Source organism: Paenibacillus marchantiae, from assembly GCF_028771845.1.
Taxonomy (GTDB): Bacteria; Bacillota; Bacilli; order Paenibacillales; family Paenibacillaceae; genus Paenibacillus; species Paenibacillus marchantiae.
On the sequence record NZ_CP118270.1, the window covers coordinates 6,385,659 to 6,400,890 of the forward strand.

General features: G+C 46.2%; 18 protein-coding genes. 4 read left to right on the plus strand and 14 right to left on the minus strand.

Annotated features, from left to right (window positions below; translation table 11 throughout):
* Positions 1–32: 32 nt before the first annotated feature.
* A complete protein-coding gene (locus PTQ21_RS28780; RefSeq protein ID WP_064636083.1) occupies positions 33–524 on the minus strand; it encodes a hypothetical protein in 492 nt (163 codons plus the stop codon).
* A 186-nt stretch (positions 525–710) separates the two neighbouring features.
* Between PTQ21_RS28780 and PTQ21_RS28785 the strand changes: the two genes are divergently transcribed.
* Positions 711–911 carry a hypothetical protein gene (locus PTQ21_RS28785; protein WP_063565515.1) on the plus strand — a complete coding sequence of 67 codons (201 nt, stop codon included), beginning with the start codon at positions 711–713 and terminating at the stop codon, positions 909–911.
* A 130-nt stretch (positions 912–1,041) separates the two neighbouring features.
* On the opposite strand, the gene PTQ21_RS28790 is transcribed toward PTQ21_RS28785, so the two are convergent.
* From PTQ21_RS28790 to PTQ21_RS28800, 3 genes are all read right to left on the minus strand, one after another.
* The gene (locus tag PTQ21_RS28790; RefSeq protein WP_079696317.1) at positions 1,042–1,779 is read right to left on the minus strand and encodes a cyclase family protein; all 738 of its coding nucleotides are present in this window, start codon (positions 1,777–1,779) and stop codon (positions 1,042–1,044) included.
* An 82-nt stretch (positions 1,780–1,861) separates the two neighbouring features.
* Positions 1,862–2,491, minus strand: coding sequence for a type 1 glutamine amidotransferase family protein (locus PTQ21_RS28795; protein WP_079696318.1), 630 nt, complete (start codon positions 2,489–2,491; stop codon positions 1,862–1,864).
* A 104-nt stretch (positions 2,492–2,595) separates the two neighbouring features.
* The gene (locus PTQ21_RS28800; RefSeq protein WP_274568033.1) at positions 2,596–3,522 is read right to left on the minus strand and encodes an NADP-dependent oxidoreductase; all 927 of its coding nucleotides are present in this window, start codon (positions 3,520–3,522) and stop codon (positions 2,596–2,598) included.
* Between the two features lie 181 nt (positions 3,523–3,703).
* On the opposite strand from PTQ21_RS28800, the gene PTQ21_RS28805 reads away from it, so the two are divergent.
* On the plus strand, positions 3,704–4,582 hold the full coding sequence (locus tag PTQ21_RS28805) for a PhzF family phenazine biosynthesis protein (protein ID WP_090809713.1): 879 nt from the start codon (positions 3,704–3,706) through the stop codon (positions 4,580–4,582).
* On the opposite strand, the gene PTQ21_RS28810 is transcribed toward PTQ21_RS28805, so the two are convergent.
* From PTQ21_RS28810 to PTQ21_RS28825, 4 genes are all read right to left on the minus strand, one after another.
* Positions 4,577–5,533, minus strand: coding sequence for an alpha/beta hydrolase (locus tag PTQ21_RS28810; RefSeq protein ID WP_274568035.1), 957 nt, complete (start codon positions 5,531–5,533; stop codon positions 4,577–4,579). The genes PTQ21_RS28805 and PTQ21_RS28810 overlap by 6 nt on opposite strands.
* A gap of 315 nt (positions 5,534–5,848) precedes the next feature.
* On the minus strand, positions 5,849–7,054 hold the full coding sequence (locus PTQ21_RS28815) for a cation:proton antiporter (protein ID WP_063565369.1): 1,206 nt from the start codon (positions 7,052–7,054) through the stop codon (positions 5,849–5,851).
* A gap of 3 nt (positions 7,055–7,057) precedes the next feature.
* Positions 7,058–7,564, minus strand: coding sequence for a cation:proton antiporter regulatory subunit (locus PTQ21_RS28820; protein ID WP_076287930.1), 507 nt, complete (start codon positions 7,562–7,564; stop codon positions 7,058–7,060).
* A complete protein-coding gene (locus PTQ21_RS28825; RefSeq protein WP_090953627.1) occupies positions 7,554–8,027 on the minus strand; it encodes a GreA/GreB family elongation factor in 474 nt (157 codons plus the stop codon). The genes PTQ21_RS28820 and PTQ21_RS28825 overlap by 11 nt, the downstream gene beginning before the upstream one ends.
* 388 nt (positions 8,028–8,415) lie before the next feature.
* On the opposite strand from PTQ21_RS28825, the gene gdhA reads away from it, so the two are divergent.
* Both gdhA and PTQ21_RS28835 read left to right on the plus strand, forming a co-directional pair.
* Complete coding sequence (gene gdhA / locus PTQ21_RS28830) at positions 8,416–9,792, plus strand: NADP-specific glutamate dehydrogenase (RefSeq protein ID WP_274568036.1); 1,377 nt, start codon at positions 8,416–8,418, stop codon at positions 9,790–9,792.
* Positions 9,793–10,002: 210 nt separating this feature from the next.
* A complete protein-coding gene (locus PTQ21_RS28835; protein ID WP_274568038.1) occupies positions 10,003–10,857 on the plus strand; it encodes a pentapeptide repeat-containing protein in 855 nt (284 codons plus the stop codon).
* A 180-nt stretch (positions 10,858–11,037) separates the two neighbouring features.
* Here PTQ21_RS28835 and PTQ21_RS28840 read toward each other — a convergent pair whose 3' ends face one another.
* The 6 genes from PTQ21_RS28840 to PTQ21_RS28865 form a co-directional block, all read right to left on the minus strand.
* On the minus strand, positions 11,038–12,015 hold the full coding sequence (locus PTQ21_RS28840) for a diaminopimelate dehydrogenase (RefSeq protein ID WP_371121655.1): 978 nt from the start codon (positions 12,013–12,015) through the stop codon (positions 11,038–11,040).
* A 144-nt stretch (positions 12,016–12,159) separates the two neighbouring features.
* The gene (locus PTQ21_RS28845) at positions 12,160–12,306 is read right to left on the minus strand and encodes a hypothetical protein (RefSeq protein WP_157258407.1); all 147 of its coding nucleotides are present in this window, start codon (positions 12,304–12,306) and stop codon (positions 12,160–12,162) included.
* 50 nt (positions 12,307–12,356) lie between these two features.
* Positions 12,357–13,343 (minus strand): alpha/beta fold hydrolase, encoded by a 987-nt coding sequence (locus PTQ21_RS28850; protein ID WP_274568040.1) that lies wholly within the window; start codon positions 13,341–13,343, stop codon positions 12,357–12,359.
* A 26-nt stretch (positions 13,344–13,369) separates the two neighbouring features.
* Positions 13,370–13,579 (minus strand): hypothetical protein, encoded by a 210-nt coding sequence (locus tag PTQ21_RS28855; RefSeq protein ID WP_274568041.1) that lies wholly within the window; start codon positions 13,577–13,579, stop codon positions 13,370–13,372.
* A gap of 31 nt (positions 13,580–13,610) precedes the next feature.
* Positions 13,611–14,366 carry an exodeoxyribonuclease III gene (locus tag PTQ21_RS28860; RefSeq protein WP_063565361.1) on the minus strand — a complete coding sequence of 252 codons (756 nt, stop codon included), beginning with the start codon at positions 14,364–14,366 and terminating at the stop codon, positions 13,611–13,613.
* A 105-nt stretch (positions 14,367–14,471) separates the two neighbouring features.
* On the minus strand, positions 14,472–15,206 hold the full coding sequence (locus tag PTQ21_RS28865) for an alpha/beta hydrolase (protein ID WP_274568042.1): 735 nt from the start codon (positions 15,204–15,206) through the stop codon (positions 14,472–14,474).
* Positions 15,207–15,232: the final 26 nt, after the last annotated feature.

A 15,232-nucleotide genomic window follows, 5' to 3' on the forward strand; every position in this document is an offset into this window, starting at 1 on the left:
TGACAGCCGTATTATTTTATAGAAAGAATATATTATGATGAGCAGTCTGCCTGATACCTTCGCTGTACGTCAGGAAGCAGAGTGACGATCTGGATTCCCACTCCCCAGGAAAAATAGACCAGATGGATAACAGATATATGCTGGATCCAGTATACCTGCACCATAATCCAGATGATCAGAGCAAATCCTGTATATAACGAGAACGTCCATCCCCAGTATTGATTCGAGTAGAGATTCAGTTTCTCACCTATTTCCCAGTGAGTGCGACGAAGGAGTGAAATGGCAATGATCATCGGCATAACACCAAGAACCAACAATAGTATAATTCCCGGGATCAGAAAACTGCCAAAAGGGGAATGCTCCAATAATGAATCCGGCATATGGACGAGATTTCCCGAAGGATCGATAATGAGTGCTCCCCCTCCAACCATCGCACCAATGCCCAGTAACCCCTGCATCATAATGAGCGCCCAAGATCTTTCAGGTACACATTCACGCTTTATTCCATCATCACTAGTCCTCATCCCTCACCCTCCAGACATTGTTATACAGATATACTGAACGTTCTATTCCATTTTCACATATGGAAAGGGCTGAATCCTGTGCTCTTTCTCACTAAAATCGTCCCAAAAAATTCGATTATGGTAAAACTTGATAAAAGAACGTACGTTCGGTATAATAGAGATATACTTAATGAGCGAGAGGCAGATATGGACGACAAATTTATTAAGGAACTACGCGAGATTAGTCGGGATGACAGACGAAGATCCGAATTTATGATCCAAGGCATGAAGGAAACACTGCAGGGAAGAAAAGAAGAAAGTATTTTCAAGCGCTGGGTTCGGCGTAAGAAGACAGAGAAGAAAATTTCACAACGATTCAATCAGGATCCCTCTTCGGATCAAAAGTAACCACATAAAAAGGAGGCGTACTACGCCTCCTTTATTATTTATATGAGCAGTTTGCACAAATGCCGTTGGTGAATCATTCGGAAAGAACTGTGTGTGAGTCCTTTGCATTATACCTATGTTCAACTTTGTTTTAAGGTAAAATGGCAAACGAGCGTACTGGAAAGCCGGACGCCTTTTCGGCCTTAGGTACGATATTGAAGATCACCGCACCTTTGGCTGGTACCTGATCCAGATTCGTTAACAGCTCTACCTGATATGTATCCTGAGCAAGTACATAATACTCTGCCAGAAGTGCCCCGTTCTTTTGATAGTCTACAGCTGAATCGGTGTCGAAGGTCTCATGGCCAATCGCCTGTATTTTTCTTTCCTCGAATAAAAACATTAGCGCACTGACTGACCATCCGGGTGCATGACTGTTTCCCTCTGCATCTTTGTTGTCGAATGCTTCGTGACTGGGCCAGCGTTTGCTCCAATCAGTACGTAGTGCTACAAAGCTGCCAGCTTCAATAACGCCATGCTCTTTTTCAAACTCAAGAATATGATCGACATCCAGCGTGAAATCCGGATTGCTCTCTACAGCCACAGATTGATCAATGACCACCAGCGGTAGCACAAGTTCCTTCAACCCCAATTCATCGAGATAACGGGTATCACGCACAAAATGGATCGGTGCATCGAGATGAGTACCATATTGACCGGGAAACCTGAAACTTTGGGCAAAGAAACCTTGGTCGTGATTAAACAACGTATCGAATTGTGCCGCATCAAAAGCTGAGAAATGTGGAGATTCCGGTCCAAACGTATGGGTCAGATCCACCCACTTCTTTTCTTTTAATAATTGAATCGCTTGAATGAGCTCATTGGACATCCGAATCACCTCATACATAGAATGGAATAAATTGTTACTATTATATCTTATTCCACTCCATGCGAAAATATCGAAATGTCAGCTATTTGATAGAATTCATTAACTCGAAGAAGTATTTTGGTTCATGAGTCTGATATAGATTGAACCACGAATCTAAAGTCTCCGGTGTAAATACATCTAGTACCTTCAATACATGCATCGCAAATTCCAAAGGAGCTATGCCCGATGCAGTAACTAAATTGCCATCCGTTACGGCCGGTACCATTTCATAGTATTTTTCTCCAATGTAATGAGGACAAATCATTTTCAAATATTCCAGATCGTTGCTTGTATGCCTTCTGGAGTCTAGCAATCCCACCCTCGCAAGTCCAACGGTTGCACCACATATTGCCGCAACAACATGACCTTTTTCCAAAGATGTCGAAGCTTTTTTCAATATTGGCTCGTGAATGGATTCCATCCAAGTATTTCCGCCTGGAAGAATCAATACATCCGTACTTTCCAACATACACTCATCAACTGAAATGCGAGGTAATATTTCCAATCCCCCCATGGTAGTCACCGGACTTTTATCAACGCCAACAGCAACCACCTCTATCGCCGCCAGCCCTTTCTTAAAATACCTTCCCGAGTTTAATTCAGCAATTAAATAACCTACCTCCCAGTCTGACATCGTATCAAATACATAAAGATATGCTTTTTTTGTATGCATAATGCACTCCCCTTCTAGTCGATAAGCCTATTATAAAAAAACTTTACTGACATCTTCCGTCAGTAAAGTTTTTAAATTTGAAATATTCAGCGGTTAATCCTCACCTACTCTACTCGAATGACCAGTTTCCCGCGTGTATGATGGGTTTCGCTTTTTTCGTGCGCTTCACGCAGTCCTTGTTCACTCAAGGGGTATGTCTCATCAATTATGGGTCTCAGCCTGCCCTCAGCAGCGAGCTCAGCCAACTGATCGAGTTGATCCCCTTTGGGTTCCATCATGAACACGTTGGCCGTTACACCAGCTTCCTTAGCCATCGTTTCATCCGGTTGTTCCACAAGCGATACCAGATGTCCACCGGCCTTCAATACCTTGAAGCTATCACGCTGAATATCGCCACCCATCGTGTCCAGCACGACATCGTACCCGGAGAGAATCTCTGAGAAGTCTTCTTTTCTATAATTGATAAAATGGTCCACTCCCAGCGAACGAAGCAATTCCTCATTCGATTCACTCGCCGTGGAAGCCACTTCAGCGCCAAGATATTTGGCAATCTGAATAGCAAAGGTTCCTACACCACCTGCTCCGGCGTGAATGAGAACCTTCTGCCCTTTGGCAAGCCGTCCATGGTCAACAAGTGCCTGCCAGGCCGTCATGGCTGCTAGCGGTATGGCAGCTGCTTCCTTGAAGCTTAGATTTTCCGGGATACGGGCAATGATGTCCGCATCCACAGCCACATATTCTGCATAGGTCCCGAAATGACGAGGACGGGCAAATACGCGATCGCCCGCTCTGAACCTAGTGACATTGGAACCCGCTTCAGTCACTGTCCCGGCCACATCCCCGCCCAATATTAGTGGGAAAGAATCTGCTGCCTCTTTCATATGGCCTTGTCTGACTTTAAAATCCACCGGGTTTACAGAAGTAGCATGAATGCGGATTAGCACCTGGTTCACTCCACATGCCGGCTTCGGCATTTCCTTTTCCTTCAATTGTTCCGCTCCACCGAACTTTTCAATCACAATTGCTTTCATTAGAGATCCCAGCCTTTCCATAGCATTATCGTTATGCTCTCCTTCTTCATTACCCTTCCCGAACGTTCACTTGACCTATATTCATGAATTCGCAGCAGGTTTGGGTTCACAATCCCGATTAGGAACCGTGATATAATGAAGAACTGTTGAACTTAAATAACTGAACAAGCGAGGTAGAGATGTGGAAATTGAAGTAAGTACGTTACATGCATTTTCGGATAAGCCTCTAGGCGGAAACCCCGCAGGAGTTGTTTTACAAGCAGGACACTTGTCCGACTCCCAGATGCAGGAGATTGCCAGACAAGTTGGATTCTCAGAGACCGCGTTTGTTATGCCATCGGACCAGGCTGATTTCAAAGTGCGTTACTTCACCCCTAGTGATGAAGTTGATCTATGCGGACATGCAACGATTGCCTTATTTTATTTAATGAAAGCACAGCATATCGTTGATGTAGGTGTATACACGCTGGAGACGTTAGCCGGAATACTTGAAGTAGTTGTCCAGAACAATGGTGAAGTCTATCTGTCTCAGGCGCTTCCGGAGTTTGGAGAGATCGTTGACCGACAAGGCATTGCAGATTCTCTGGGTATTTCCACACATGATTTACACGCTGAATTACCTGTACAGATCGTATCTACCGGATTGCGCGATATCTTGATTACGGTTAACCATGTTGATGTTCTGTCAAAAATCATTCCTGATTTTCAGCTTATCGCTGAAATTAGCAAAGCTAACCATGTCGTAGGTTATCACGTATTTGCAGTCGAACCAGATAAAGAGAGTACTCTGGCAGAATGCCGGAACTTTGCTCCCCTTTACGATATCCCGGAAGAGAGCGCAACTGGTACTTCTAACGGTGCTTTACTCTGTTATTTACATAAATACAACCAACTTTCAGATCCCCACGATACAATCTATACGATTAGACAAGGGTATACTATGAACCGTCCCTCGGAGATCCAAGCCAGATTAACACTGGGCATGTCCAATGAAATTACAAAGATTCAAGTGGGCGGGGTCGCGGTTCATATAGAGAACATTCGAATTCAACTTTCATAAATGTTGAGCTTCAATCTTATGTAAAAATCGTAACACGGCTTCTTCCAATTGATTCAGCCCTGGCTGTTCTATAGGGAAGTGGCCCGCTCCTTCCAACACTACGCATTCCTTTTCCACCTTTAATCGATCAAAAAAAGATTGGCTGAACCGTAATGGTGTCATCGGGTCCAGTTCGGGGTGAACCAGCAGTACAGGACATTGGTCAAACTGTTCCGAGTCTACCTCCGGCTTCTTATTCAGGAATGTTCTTAACAGTTCTAATGGGACACGTGTCGATGCCGCCTGTGGATCATTCATAATAAGTCGGGTTAACTCCGAATTATTGGTAATCAGCTGCATACGCGATACTTGCTTCACAGAGATACGTATATGATCCAGTAAAGCCGGAAACCGATCCATCATACGTTTGCCCCATCGGCTCACCAAACGGTTTGGTGCAAGCTGGTCACGCATATCCGCATCACTCGTGTCCACAAATGTCGTTACAATCAAGCCTTGTACGTGCTCACTGCGTGCACTCATGTGATAAGCCAGCATACCTCCGATGCTGCTTCCCAATGCCACGATCGGCTTGCCGTCTTTCCTAAATTCGCAATCAGCGAGTGAAACAAGCAGCTTGATCCATAGTTCATAATTGAGACGTGTCCCAGGCAACGGATAGCTCAGTCCATACGGTGGAAGATCTGGCGATACTACCTCATAGCCTCGGAGCTGCAACATTCGAGCATAAGGCGCGAGCAACCTGCCATTGCCTCCAGCTCCGTGAATGAACAGAATTTTGATCGGCGAATCGGGCGCGGGCAGACGATCGATGTGCAGATGAACCCCGTTCGATTCCCACCACTCCTCTTCAGGATTCGCATGGTCCCCTAGCCTGAATTCTTCCGGGAAAAAGGCTTGATACTGTTTCCAATAATGATGTGATGAATGATATGAAGGCAGATTATCCATGCTGTTCATTCTCCTCTTGTCATAGATCAGTCTCATTCAGATTGAATGAGACTGATCCTATATAGCCAAAAAAGGCCGTGCATTGCACGACCTTACATTAAGCCTACTTCCATAAGTATACTTCTTTGTATAACAGCCTTCATACATCTGTCAATAAAGGGATGGTACATTCCCCGATACAATAAACGCCACACCAAGGAGAGAATATACTCCAAGTAGTGTGGCGTGTACGGTTTAGCAGTGGATTAGATTCAAAGCGTGTTTGCATTTGTGTATTAACCTACGCTGTAAAGACGTGGCAAACAGATGCACAATTCATCCCGTCTCTTTCCCCCTCATTCTTTTCCTCAAGCGAGCGTATTGACTGTAGATCCAAGGTGATTCTTTCGTCAGGATCGGGCCAAGCACTGCCAGAATCAACACATATAACACGGCAAAAGACTGAATGGATGCCATCAGGCCTCCTGCCTTGCCGATATTCGCCATAATGATAGAGAACTCTCCACGGGACACCAGCGTGAATCCCACATTAAGAGAAGCGCGTGGAGACATCCCGGAGAGTCTGCCAGCGATCATGCCCGCACCATAGTTGCTGGCAATGGTCAGAATAACGGCAATCACGGTCATTCCAACGGCTCCGCCAAGGGTCGAAGGTTCAATGGTCAGGCCAAAGCTGAAAAAGAAGATCGCCCCAAAGAAATCTTTGAACGGCATAATCTGATGCTCAATTCGGCTGGCATGTCTGGACTCCCCCAGAACCAGCCCCATCATCAGAGCTCCAATCGCTTCGGCTACATGCAGCGTTTCCGAGAAACCCGCCACCAGAAAGAGCAGCGTCATAACGGTAAGCAGAAACAACTCCGATGACTTGATGTTGAGTGCCTTATCAATATACTTGATGCATTTCCTGCCTATGATTAGAAATAGCACAATAAAGAGCAGCGCAGACAAGGATACGAGCAAGACGCTGAGGAATGAGGTAGCCCCACTAAGTACAAGCCCCGTCAGAATCGAGATATGGATGGCAATAAACAGATCATCAAACATGATCATGCCCATAATAATCTCCGTCTCCGGGTTCGCCGTGCGCTTCAGATCCACGAGTACTTTAGCCACAATAGCTGTGGAAGAACTCGTCATAATACCACAGACAACTAACGTTTCTTTGAGTGGCAGTTCCATGAACCATCCTAGCAGCAGACCGGAAGCAAAATTTAGTCCAACGTAGAACATACCTCCGGTCAGAATGGCTTTGCCCGACTTCATCAGGCGGGAGACCGAAAATTCCAATCCCAGATAAAAGAGCAAAAACAGAATACCCAGCCTGCCCATAAATTCAATAAATTCCGAGCTTTCGATAAAACGCAAATCCACAATGCCGATCTGTGGTGCATGCGGTCCAACAGCCATACCAATCAGAATATAGAAAGGAATGACCGAAAATCGTAATTTTGCAGATATTAGCCCCGTAAGTGTAATCAGCGCAACGGCAATTCCCACTTCGAATATGAGCATATCCATAGGCTAGAGCCGTCCATTGGATAACAACTGTTTTAACAGTTTGATCTGATCCCGTTCACCAGCGACAACAACCGTAGCCCCCGCGGTAAAGATATAGTCCGGACCTGGATTAAACTGCTTCGTCCTGTTCTTCTCCACCACAGCTAGAATAACTGCTCCTGTTGCCTGGCGAATATTCAGTTCTCCGATCGTTCTTCCTATGCTCTCTGAATGCGGCTCAATACGGAGCCACTCAATTAACAGTCCCTCCAGCATAACTTCACGCTCATCCTGAAAGGTTGGTTTGTACGTCATGCCACCGACAATAGCCGCAACCGCACGTGCCTCATCATCATCCAGTGTGACCAGTGACACCATATCTCCCAATTCTTCAGGCGAATCGCCTGATTCCATGTGAAACAGGTCACGTCGCTCATCATTATGGATAACGATGACCAGATGCTCACCGCTGCGTGTGTGCAACCAATATTTGCGTCCAATTCCCGGCAAATCCGTCTCTTTAAAGTGCATGATCTGCACCCCCAGTGGACATCCGATTCAAGGACTCATTGTTTAACGTAATATCCGTAATGCGTACTCGCATGGAGCCAGCCGGTATATTAATCGACCTCACTTCTCCCTTGAGCCCAAGCAATAATTGCCGCCCCACAGGGGAGAGGAATGAAATATGCCCCGCATCCGGATCCGCGTCATCCGGCATAACAATGTTGAAAGAATCAGATGTATGGAAGTCAACGTAATCAAAACGGATCAAACTACCGATAAGTACCACCGAGTCCAGAGCTTCATCCGAACCAAGGAGCAGCTTCTCCACACACGTTGTATAGTTCGCAAGCAGGCGTTCCATCTGCGAGCGTTCCGGATCACGCACGTCAAAATAGGCGTCGAGAAATGTTCTTTTCTCTTCACCGAATATAATGAGCTGGTTCACCAGCATTTCTCTGCAATTTTGAAAGGAGGTCCTATGGTTCATAATAAATCTCACCTCCTATACAAGCCCTGTTCTCCATGTTGATTCGCATGTTTTTCTTCATCATGTTGTTCTCCTCCTTCATATAGATAAAAAGACCACGGATACCGCGGTCTTACTACCATCTTACCAAAACAAATTTTTTAATCCAGCTATTCTGTTAACTTTGCGTTGTATAATGATAAAAAGGGCGTCAATCCAGCTTCCAAACTTAACCTTTACATCATATGACAGATCCATAGAAGATTTTAATAACGTCATAAAAAACATTTTATGGGTTTTCATCTCGTATTTTTATTTTGTTTCCTGTATATTTAACTACAAACTTTTATGCAATTTATACAAATAGCCATCCCAAGACTTTAACACAATAAAGGAGTGCATTGAAAAAGTGTCGACTATAACTAAGGATTCAACTCAAGTAACTGCCGCAGAGTATGTTCATTCCGTTTACGAATCGGTTATCGCCAGAAATCCACAGGAAAGTGAATTCCATCAGGCTGTCAAAGAGATCCTGGACTCGCTTATTCCTGTCATTGCAGCTCACCCGAAATATCGGGAAAATGGCTTGCTTGAACAGCTTGTTGAGCCAGAACGTGTCATTACGTTCCGCGTGCCTTGGGTAGATGATCAAGGCAAGGTACAAGTAAACCGTGGATTCCGTGTTCAGTTCAACAGCGCAATTGGTCCTTATAAAGGTGGACTTCGTTTCCATCCTTCCGTTTACTCGGGAATCGTTAAATTCCTTGGATTTGAACAAATTTTCAAGAATGCCCTGACTGGCCTGCCAATCGGCGGTGGTAAAGGTGGTTCCGACTTCGATCCAAAAGGAAAATCAGATCTGGAAGTCATGCGTTTCACTCAAAGCTTCATGACTGAGCTGTACAAATATATCGGTTCCGATGCGGACGTACCTGCCGGGGACATCGGTGTAGGTGCACGGGAAATCGGTTATATGTTCGGACAGTACAAACGCATCAGCGGTGGACACGAAGCTGGCGTTCTTACAGGTAAAGGGCTCCTATACGGAGGAAGTCTTGCACGTAAGGAAGCTACCGGATTCGGATGCGTGTACTTTGTGAAGGAAATGTTGGCATCTAAAGGACTGAGCTTCAAGGACAGCACCGTGGTTGTCTCCGGTTCGGGTAATGTATCCATCTATGCCATTCAGAAGGCTCAAGAGCTTGGAGCTAATGTTGTCGCGTGTAGTGACTCTGGTGGTTATATCTATGACGCTCAAGGAATCAATCTGAATACCGTAAAAAGATTAAAAGAGGTTGATCGTCTGCGGATCAGCGAATATGTCAAAGAGCATCCACATGCCGTGTATACCGAAGGCTGTGAAGGCATCTGGTCTATCCCTTGTGATATCGCGCTGCCTTGTGCAACGCAAAATGAAATCGACGAACAGGCTGCTGCATTGCTCGTGCAAGGCGGAGTTAAAGCGATTGGTGAAGGAGCGAACATGCCTTCCACTCTGGCTGCGATTGACGTTTTCCATAAAGAAGGCGTTCTGTTTGGACCAGCCAAAGCGGCTAATGCTGGCGGAGTTGCCGTGTCCGCACTTGAAATGTCGCAGAACAGCATGCGGTTGTCCTGGTCATTTGAAGAAGTGGACGCCAAGCTGCATGACATTATGTCGAACATCTACACTAGCTGTGTACAGGCAGCGGATGAGTACGGCTGTGCAGGTAACCTGCTTGCCGGAGCGAACATTGCTGGCTTCCTGAAGGTGGCAGATGCCATGCTTGCGCAAGGTATCGTCTAATTCTAATTGTGTTACAGTTGTTAACTAACTAAATAAACCGCCTTCCATCACGGGAGGCGGTTATTTTACATTCCTACCTGTCATTTATGGAGTCTAATCCGGTATCAGGATCGCCATGTGATCCATATCGGAATTGATCGAAATCCAGTGTAATGGTAAAGTTGTACTGACCTTAAAATAGCATTTTTTTTAATTAAAGGAAGTGTATAAATGACTAATCAAGCATTCAGTAGCAATCAGGCTACTCTGCATTTAAGCGCAGACTGTGAGCAATGTTTTGGTCTATGCTGTGTCGCCTTGCCCTATGGCAAATCCTCAGACTTTGCTTTTGATAAATCCAGCGGTACTCCCTGTTCCAATCTTCGTACCGATAACCGCTGTGGCATCCATACACAGCTGCGACAGAAAGGGTTCAAGGGCTGCACAGTCTACGATTGTTTCGGAGCTGGTCAGAAACTATCACAAATTACATATGCGGGCAAGGATTGGCGTAATCATCCGGAATCAGCTGCTGAAATGTTCGATTGCTTGCCTGTCATGAAGCAGCTTCATGAGATGATGAACTACATCAATGAAATGCTACAGCTGCCGGAAACATCATCCATCCATGCCGCGTTGAAGGACGTATATCGGGAAACGGAACGACTGACCGATCTGGAGCCATCTGCCATATTACGTCTCGATATTCCCGCACATCGGGCGGTGGTGAACGAACTGCTTGTACAGGCTAGCGAGATGGTGCGGGCAAAGGTCCCAGCTTCGGGTAAGGAGCCTTCCAAATCGAAGACCAAAAAGCGTATCGGAAGAGACTTTCTGGGTGCCAATCTAAAAGGAGCTGACCTTCGGGGAGCGAGCTTCAGAGGTGCATTAATGATAGCGGCTGACCTACGAAACGCAGATATGAGAAAGACCGATCTAATTGGGGCTGACTTGCGGGATGCGAATCTGGGTGGAGCGGATCTGAGAGGCAGCATCTTTCTGACGCAATCCCAGCTCAACTCGGCAAAAGGCAGTGCAGATACCAAGTTGCCGGATCATTTAAACATTCCCTCACACTGGCTGTAGGGAAGACTACCCCAAGATGAAGTATGAATTATGAATGAATATGAATAAACCATGAATATGCACTGATTCGTTTGTACAACAAATAGCTCGTCCCTCTTTTTAGAAGGACGAGCTATTTGTGTTGTATTACATTTTAGATATAAAAGTCAGGACTTGCAACTGCGGTAATGAATTAACGGACTACAGCAAGTCGCGGCGAAGGTCCTCAGCCGATTTAGGAGACAGGTGACCGAGTGGGATATCAAATACTGTCTTAGCCCCTTTGTGTCCTTCCAGACTCAAACGTTGTGCGGCTCTTGCATAAGCCACCAGTACACTTGCGGTAAATTCAGGATTGCTGTCGAGCTTCAGACCAAACTCAATAATTTGTTTCTGGCCTGCACCTGTAACTCCACTACGAATGACAAATCCACCGTGCGGCATGCCTTCATGCTCAGCCTTCAATTGCTCTTCAGTAATAAACGTTACCGTTGTATCGTAATCCGAGAAATAGTTAGGCATAGATACAATCGTTTCACGAATCTCGTCCTGATTTGCACCAGCTTCTGCAACTACGTAGCATTGACGCAGATGCTTTTCACGTGTGGTCAATTCTGGGGTCTCCCCAGCACGAATGCTGTTGATTACTTCTTCAACAGGTACAGTGTATTGCACACCAGCCTTAACGCCAGGAACACGACGGATGGCATCGGAGTGACCTTGGCTTACTCCTTTACCCCAGAACGTGTACTCTTTACCTTCTGGCAGGATCGATTGAGCAAGCAGTCGGTTCATGGAGAACAAGCCTGGGTCCCAACCTGTGGAAATGACGCTCACGTGGCCACCTTGCTCTGCCGCAGCGTTAACTTCTTTATAGAATTCAGGGATTTTGGCATGTGTATCGAAGCTATCCACCGTATTGAACAATTTAGCAATTGCAGGTGTCTGCTCCGGAAGATCGGTTGCCGAACCTCCACACAGAATCATCACATCAATTTTGCCTATGTATTGCTCAGCAGCAGAGATATGTTCGAAACGAACCTCTGTACCTTCTGCAACCATCTGCTCCGGGTTACGACGTGTAAATACAGCAACAAGCTCCATATCCGGGTTTTGAGTAATAGCTTTCTCTACACCTTTGCCCAGATTTCCGTAACCTACGATACCAACTTTGACCATGTTCAATCCTCTCCTGTCTTCATCTATAGTTGCCTACTTTATCTAGTATAATGATATAACATAACATGTAAATTGTCAGGTTTCCAGTTTGAAATAAAAATACCTTGCATGCAGAGCAGCAAGGCCTGATATATTCCTTTTATTCTAATCACGTCCAACCGAATGGATAAAAGGTATGGCATCCACGGAAGAAGTAGCAAACAAGACGGAAACGGACAATACCGTTAGAGACAACAGACAACTTGCCAGGAGTAAGGAAAGGAATCTTGAAGCGGTTCTGATCTTTTTCATCCATCCTACCTCCTCATCCTGTTTGCTATATTTTGGCTGGATTATGTTCTTCATAGTTCACCGGACCGCCTCACCAACTCCAAAATTTCATTGGCGACAATATCCGGCTGACTGTTATGAATATCGTGTTTGGCGTGTGCCACAGTGACCTGTGTTCCTTGACTGGACCATGAAGCAAAATCGGCTTGATCTGCCTGCCATGCCCGGCTGCCTTCGCTCGGTTTCTCTGAACCGGCCGTCAGAATGGTTAGCGGGAAGGAGAATTCCTTTTTATGCTCCAAGATATGGGCTGCGTTCGTCTTGGAATTGCGCATCTCTCCAATCACGTTGTCATTGTAAGCATGCTTGAGTGTGGATATGGTGGCTGCCTTTCTCATTGACTCCGTAACGAGATCCGGGTTAACGACCAAAGATTCGGTTAACCGATCCGAATGCAGCAATGTCCGCACAATTCCTGTTTTCACCAGAAGACGGGCTGAATCGAAATACCAATCCGATTGCTCCATAGCCACAGTGCTGTAATATTCGGGACTTCCTCCATCAATCATGACCATGCCAGCTACCTCATCGGGGTACATTTGTGCGAATCGCACGGTCTCCAGCGATCCGAGAGAATGACCTACCATGATATACGGCGGACGTTGGCCGGATACTCGCAGCAATTGATGGATTTCCTCTGTAATGGTATCGATATCACGTGGCCGATCCGTATAATCGCTATACCCGTAACCGAACCGATCATACACCGCAATTTTCACCTGGGATTTCAACTTGTTATATAGCGGGCTGAAATCAACATACGGATTGGGCGTACCCCAGCCTGAAGCGAGAACAACTGTCGCATTTCCTCTTCCCGTTGTATAGAGATGCATGTTACGTCCGCTCACCTCATACATCTTGCCTGGTGCAGTATAAGATTTCATGTCCTGTGTCGACTGATACGCCTCGTACGCGGTTCCTGCCAGCAGCAGAAGTCCTGTTGCCAGCATCAGGCCCCCCAGCCCCTTCAAACCTCTCCGTAACCCCTTCTTCATCATTCTCTACCCCTTACCCGGCTCTTCTTCTATATGTATTCTTCAATCTTACCCAAGTACGGATGGAAACGGAACGATCCCGGGTCCAGTTCTTTCCCCAACCTAAGTCTAGTTCCACCCCTACCCGCAGTATGAAAAATACGATTGAGACCTGTACCAAAGGGAAGATAATCATATAGACAACGTAAAATAACCGCAAATTCCCGATAACGGAAACCTGCGGTTTGGATGATATTCATTTTGTAAAAAGCCAAATAAACCCTCTGCAATCTACAATTGCAACGTGAGACCCACCGGGCAATGATCACTGCCCATGACATGGCAATCAATATGCGCCTCTGACACCTTCGGAGCCAGCTGATTGGACACAAGAAAATAATCGATCCGCCATCCAACATTACGCTCTCTTACCTTGGGCATGTACGACCACCAACTGAACACATCCGTGCGATCCGGGTACAGATGACGGAAGCTATCCACATATCCGGCAGCCAGCAGATCGGTCATTTTGCCTCGCTCTTCCAGCGTGAATCCCGAGTTGCCCAGATTCGGCTTCGGATTCTTCAGGTCGATCTCCTGATGGGCTACATTCAGGTCACCACATACGATAACCGGCTTGGTCTGCTCCAATTGCAGCACGTACCCTCTGAACCGATCCTCCCATTCCAAACGGTAAGGAAGTCTGGTCAGATCCCGCTTCGCATTGGGGGTATATACGTTGATTAGATAAAAATGATCAAACTCCAGCGTAATCATTCGGCCTTCCGGTTCACTATCTTCCTCTATCCCGTACCAGACAGATAGCGGCTTGATCCGGGTAAATATGGCTGTGCCGGAGTATCCTTTTTTGACAGCATAATTCCAGTATTGATATACGTCTTCACCCAGATCCATTTCGATCTGTCCTGCCTGCAGCTTGGTCTCCTGCACACAGAAAATATCGGCCTGACTCTCGTTATAATAATCCATGAATCCTTTGGTAACACATGCCCGCAATCCATTCACATTCCAGGACACCAGCTTCATATCCTCATCTCCTCACATCTCCCCAATATAGCATGGGCGAATTCGGAAGGACAAGCTGAGGTGTGACGATATCCAAACAGAATGAGGGCTTCCTAAGCTATATGCTCACTGATACAACCAGGATAATGCTTCGGGCAGATGCTTGGCAAAAAACAAAAGATCATGTGTCCCGCCCTCTTCCTCCACGTAATTCAGCCGCTCGGCAGGATAACCCTGGGCCAAAATCATGCGACACGCAGAACGTGTATTTTCCAACATTTGTGCTTGGGCATTAACCTTGTACACACCTTCCAGACTCCCAACATACATATACAGCTTCAACCCGTGGCGTTCAGCCCAGGAATAGTCACTCATATAATCGAGGAAACCTTCATACCACATAGAGGCCGATAACGCCCCAACCTTTCCAAAGATATGAGGGAATTCCATCGCCGCAAACAGAGAGATCAGCCCACCGAGCGAACAGCCAAGTATACCTGTATTCTCTGAATCTGCAAGAGTACGGTAAGACGAGTCCACATACGGTTTCAGCTGCTCAGTGATCGCCTTCAGATATATGCTTCCCTGACCGCCAAAGGCCGAAAAGGATGCATGCAGCGCTGGTACAGGCCATGGCGTGTAGTCATCGTTGCGATTGTGAGGTTCAATACCAACCAAAATCAATTCAGGCAGTTTTCCGGAGCGAAAAGAATGATCCAGCAGATTGCTACAGGCTTTGGCTACCGCACCTCCATCCTGAATATAAACGACCGGGTAATGACGATCTCCCTTTGTGTAAGATGGCGGAAGCAGCAGATGGAGCGTCCAGCCATTAACCGACTCTTGTACCCATTTACTCATGTATGGAACCCTTCCCTCCTGTTTCA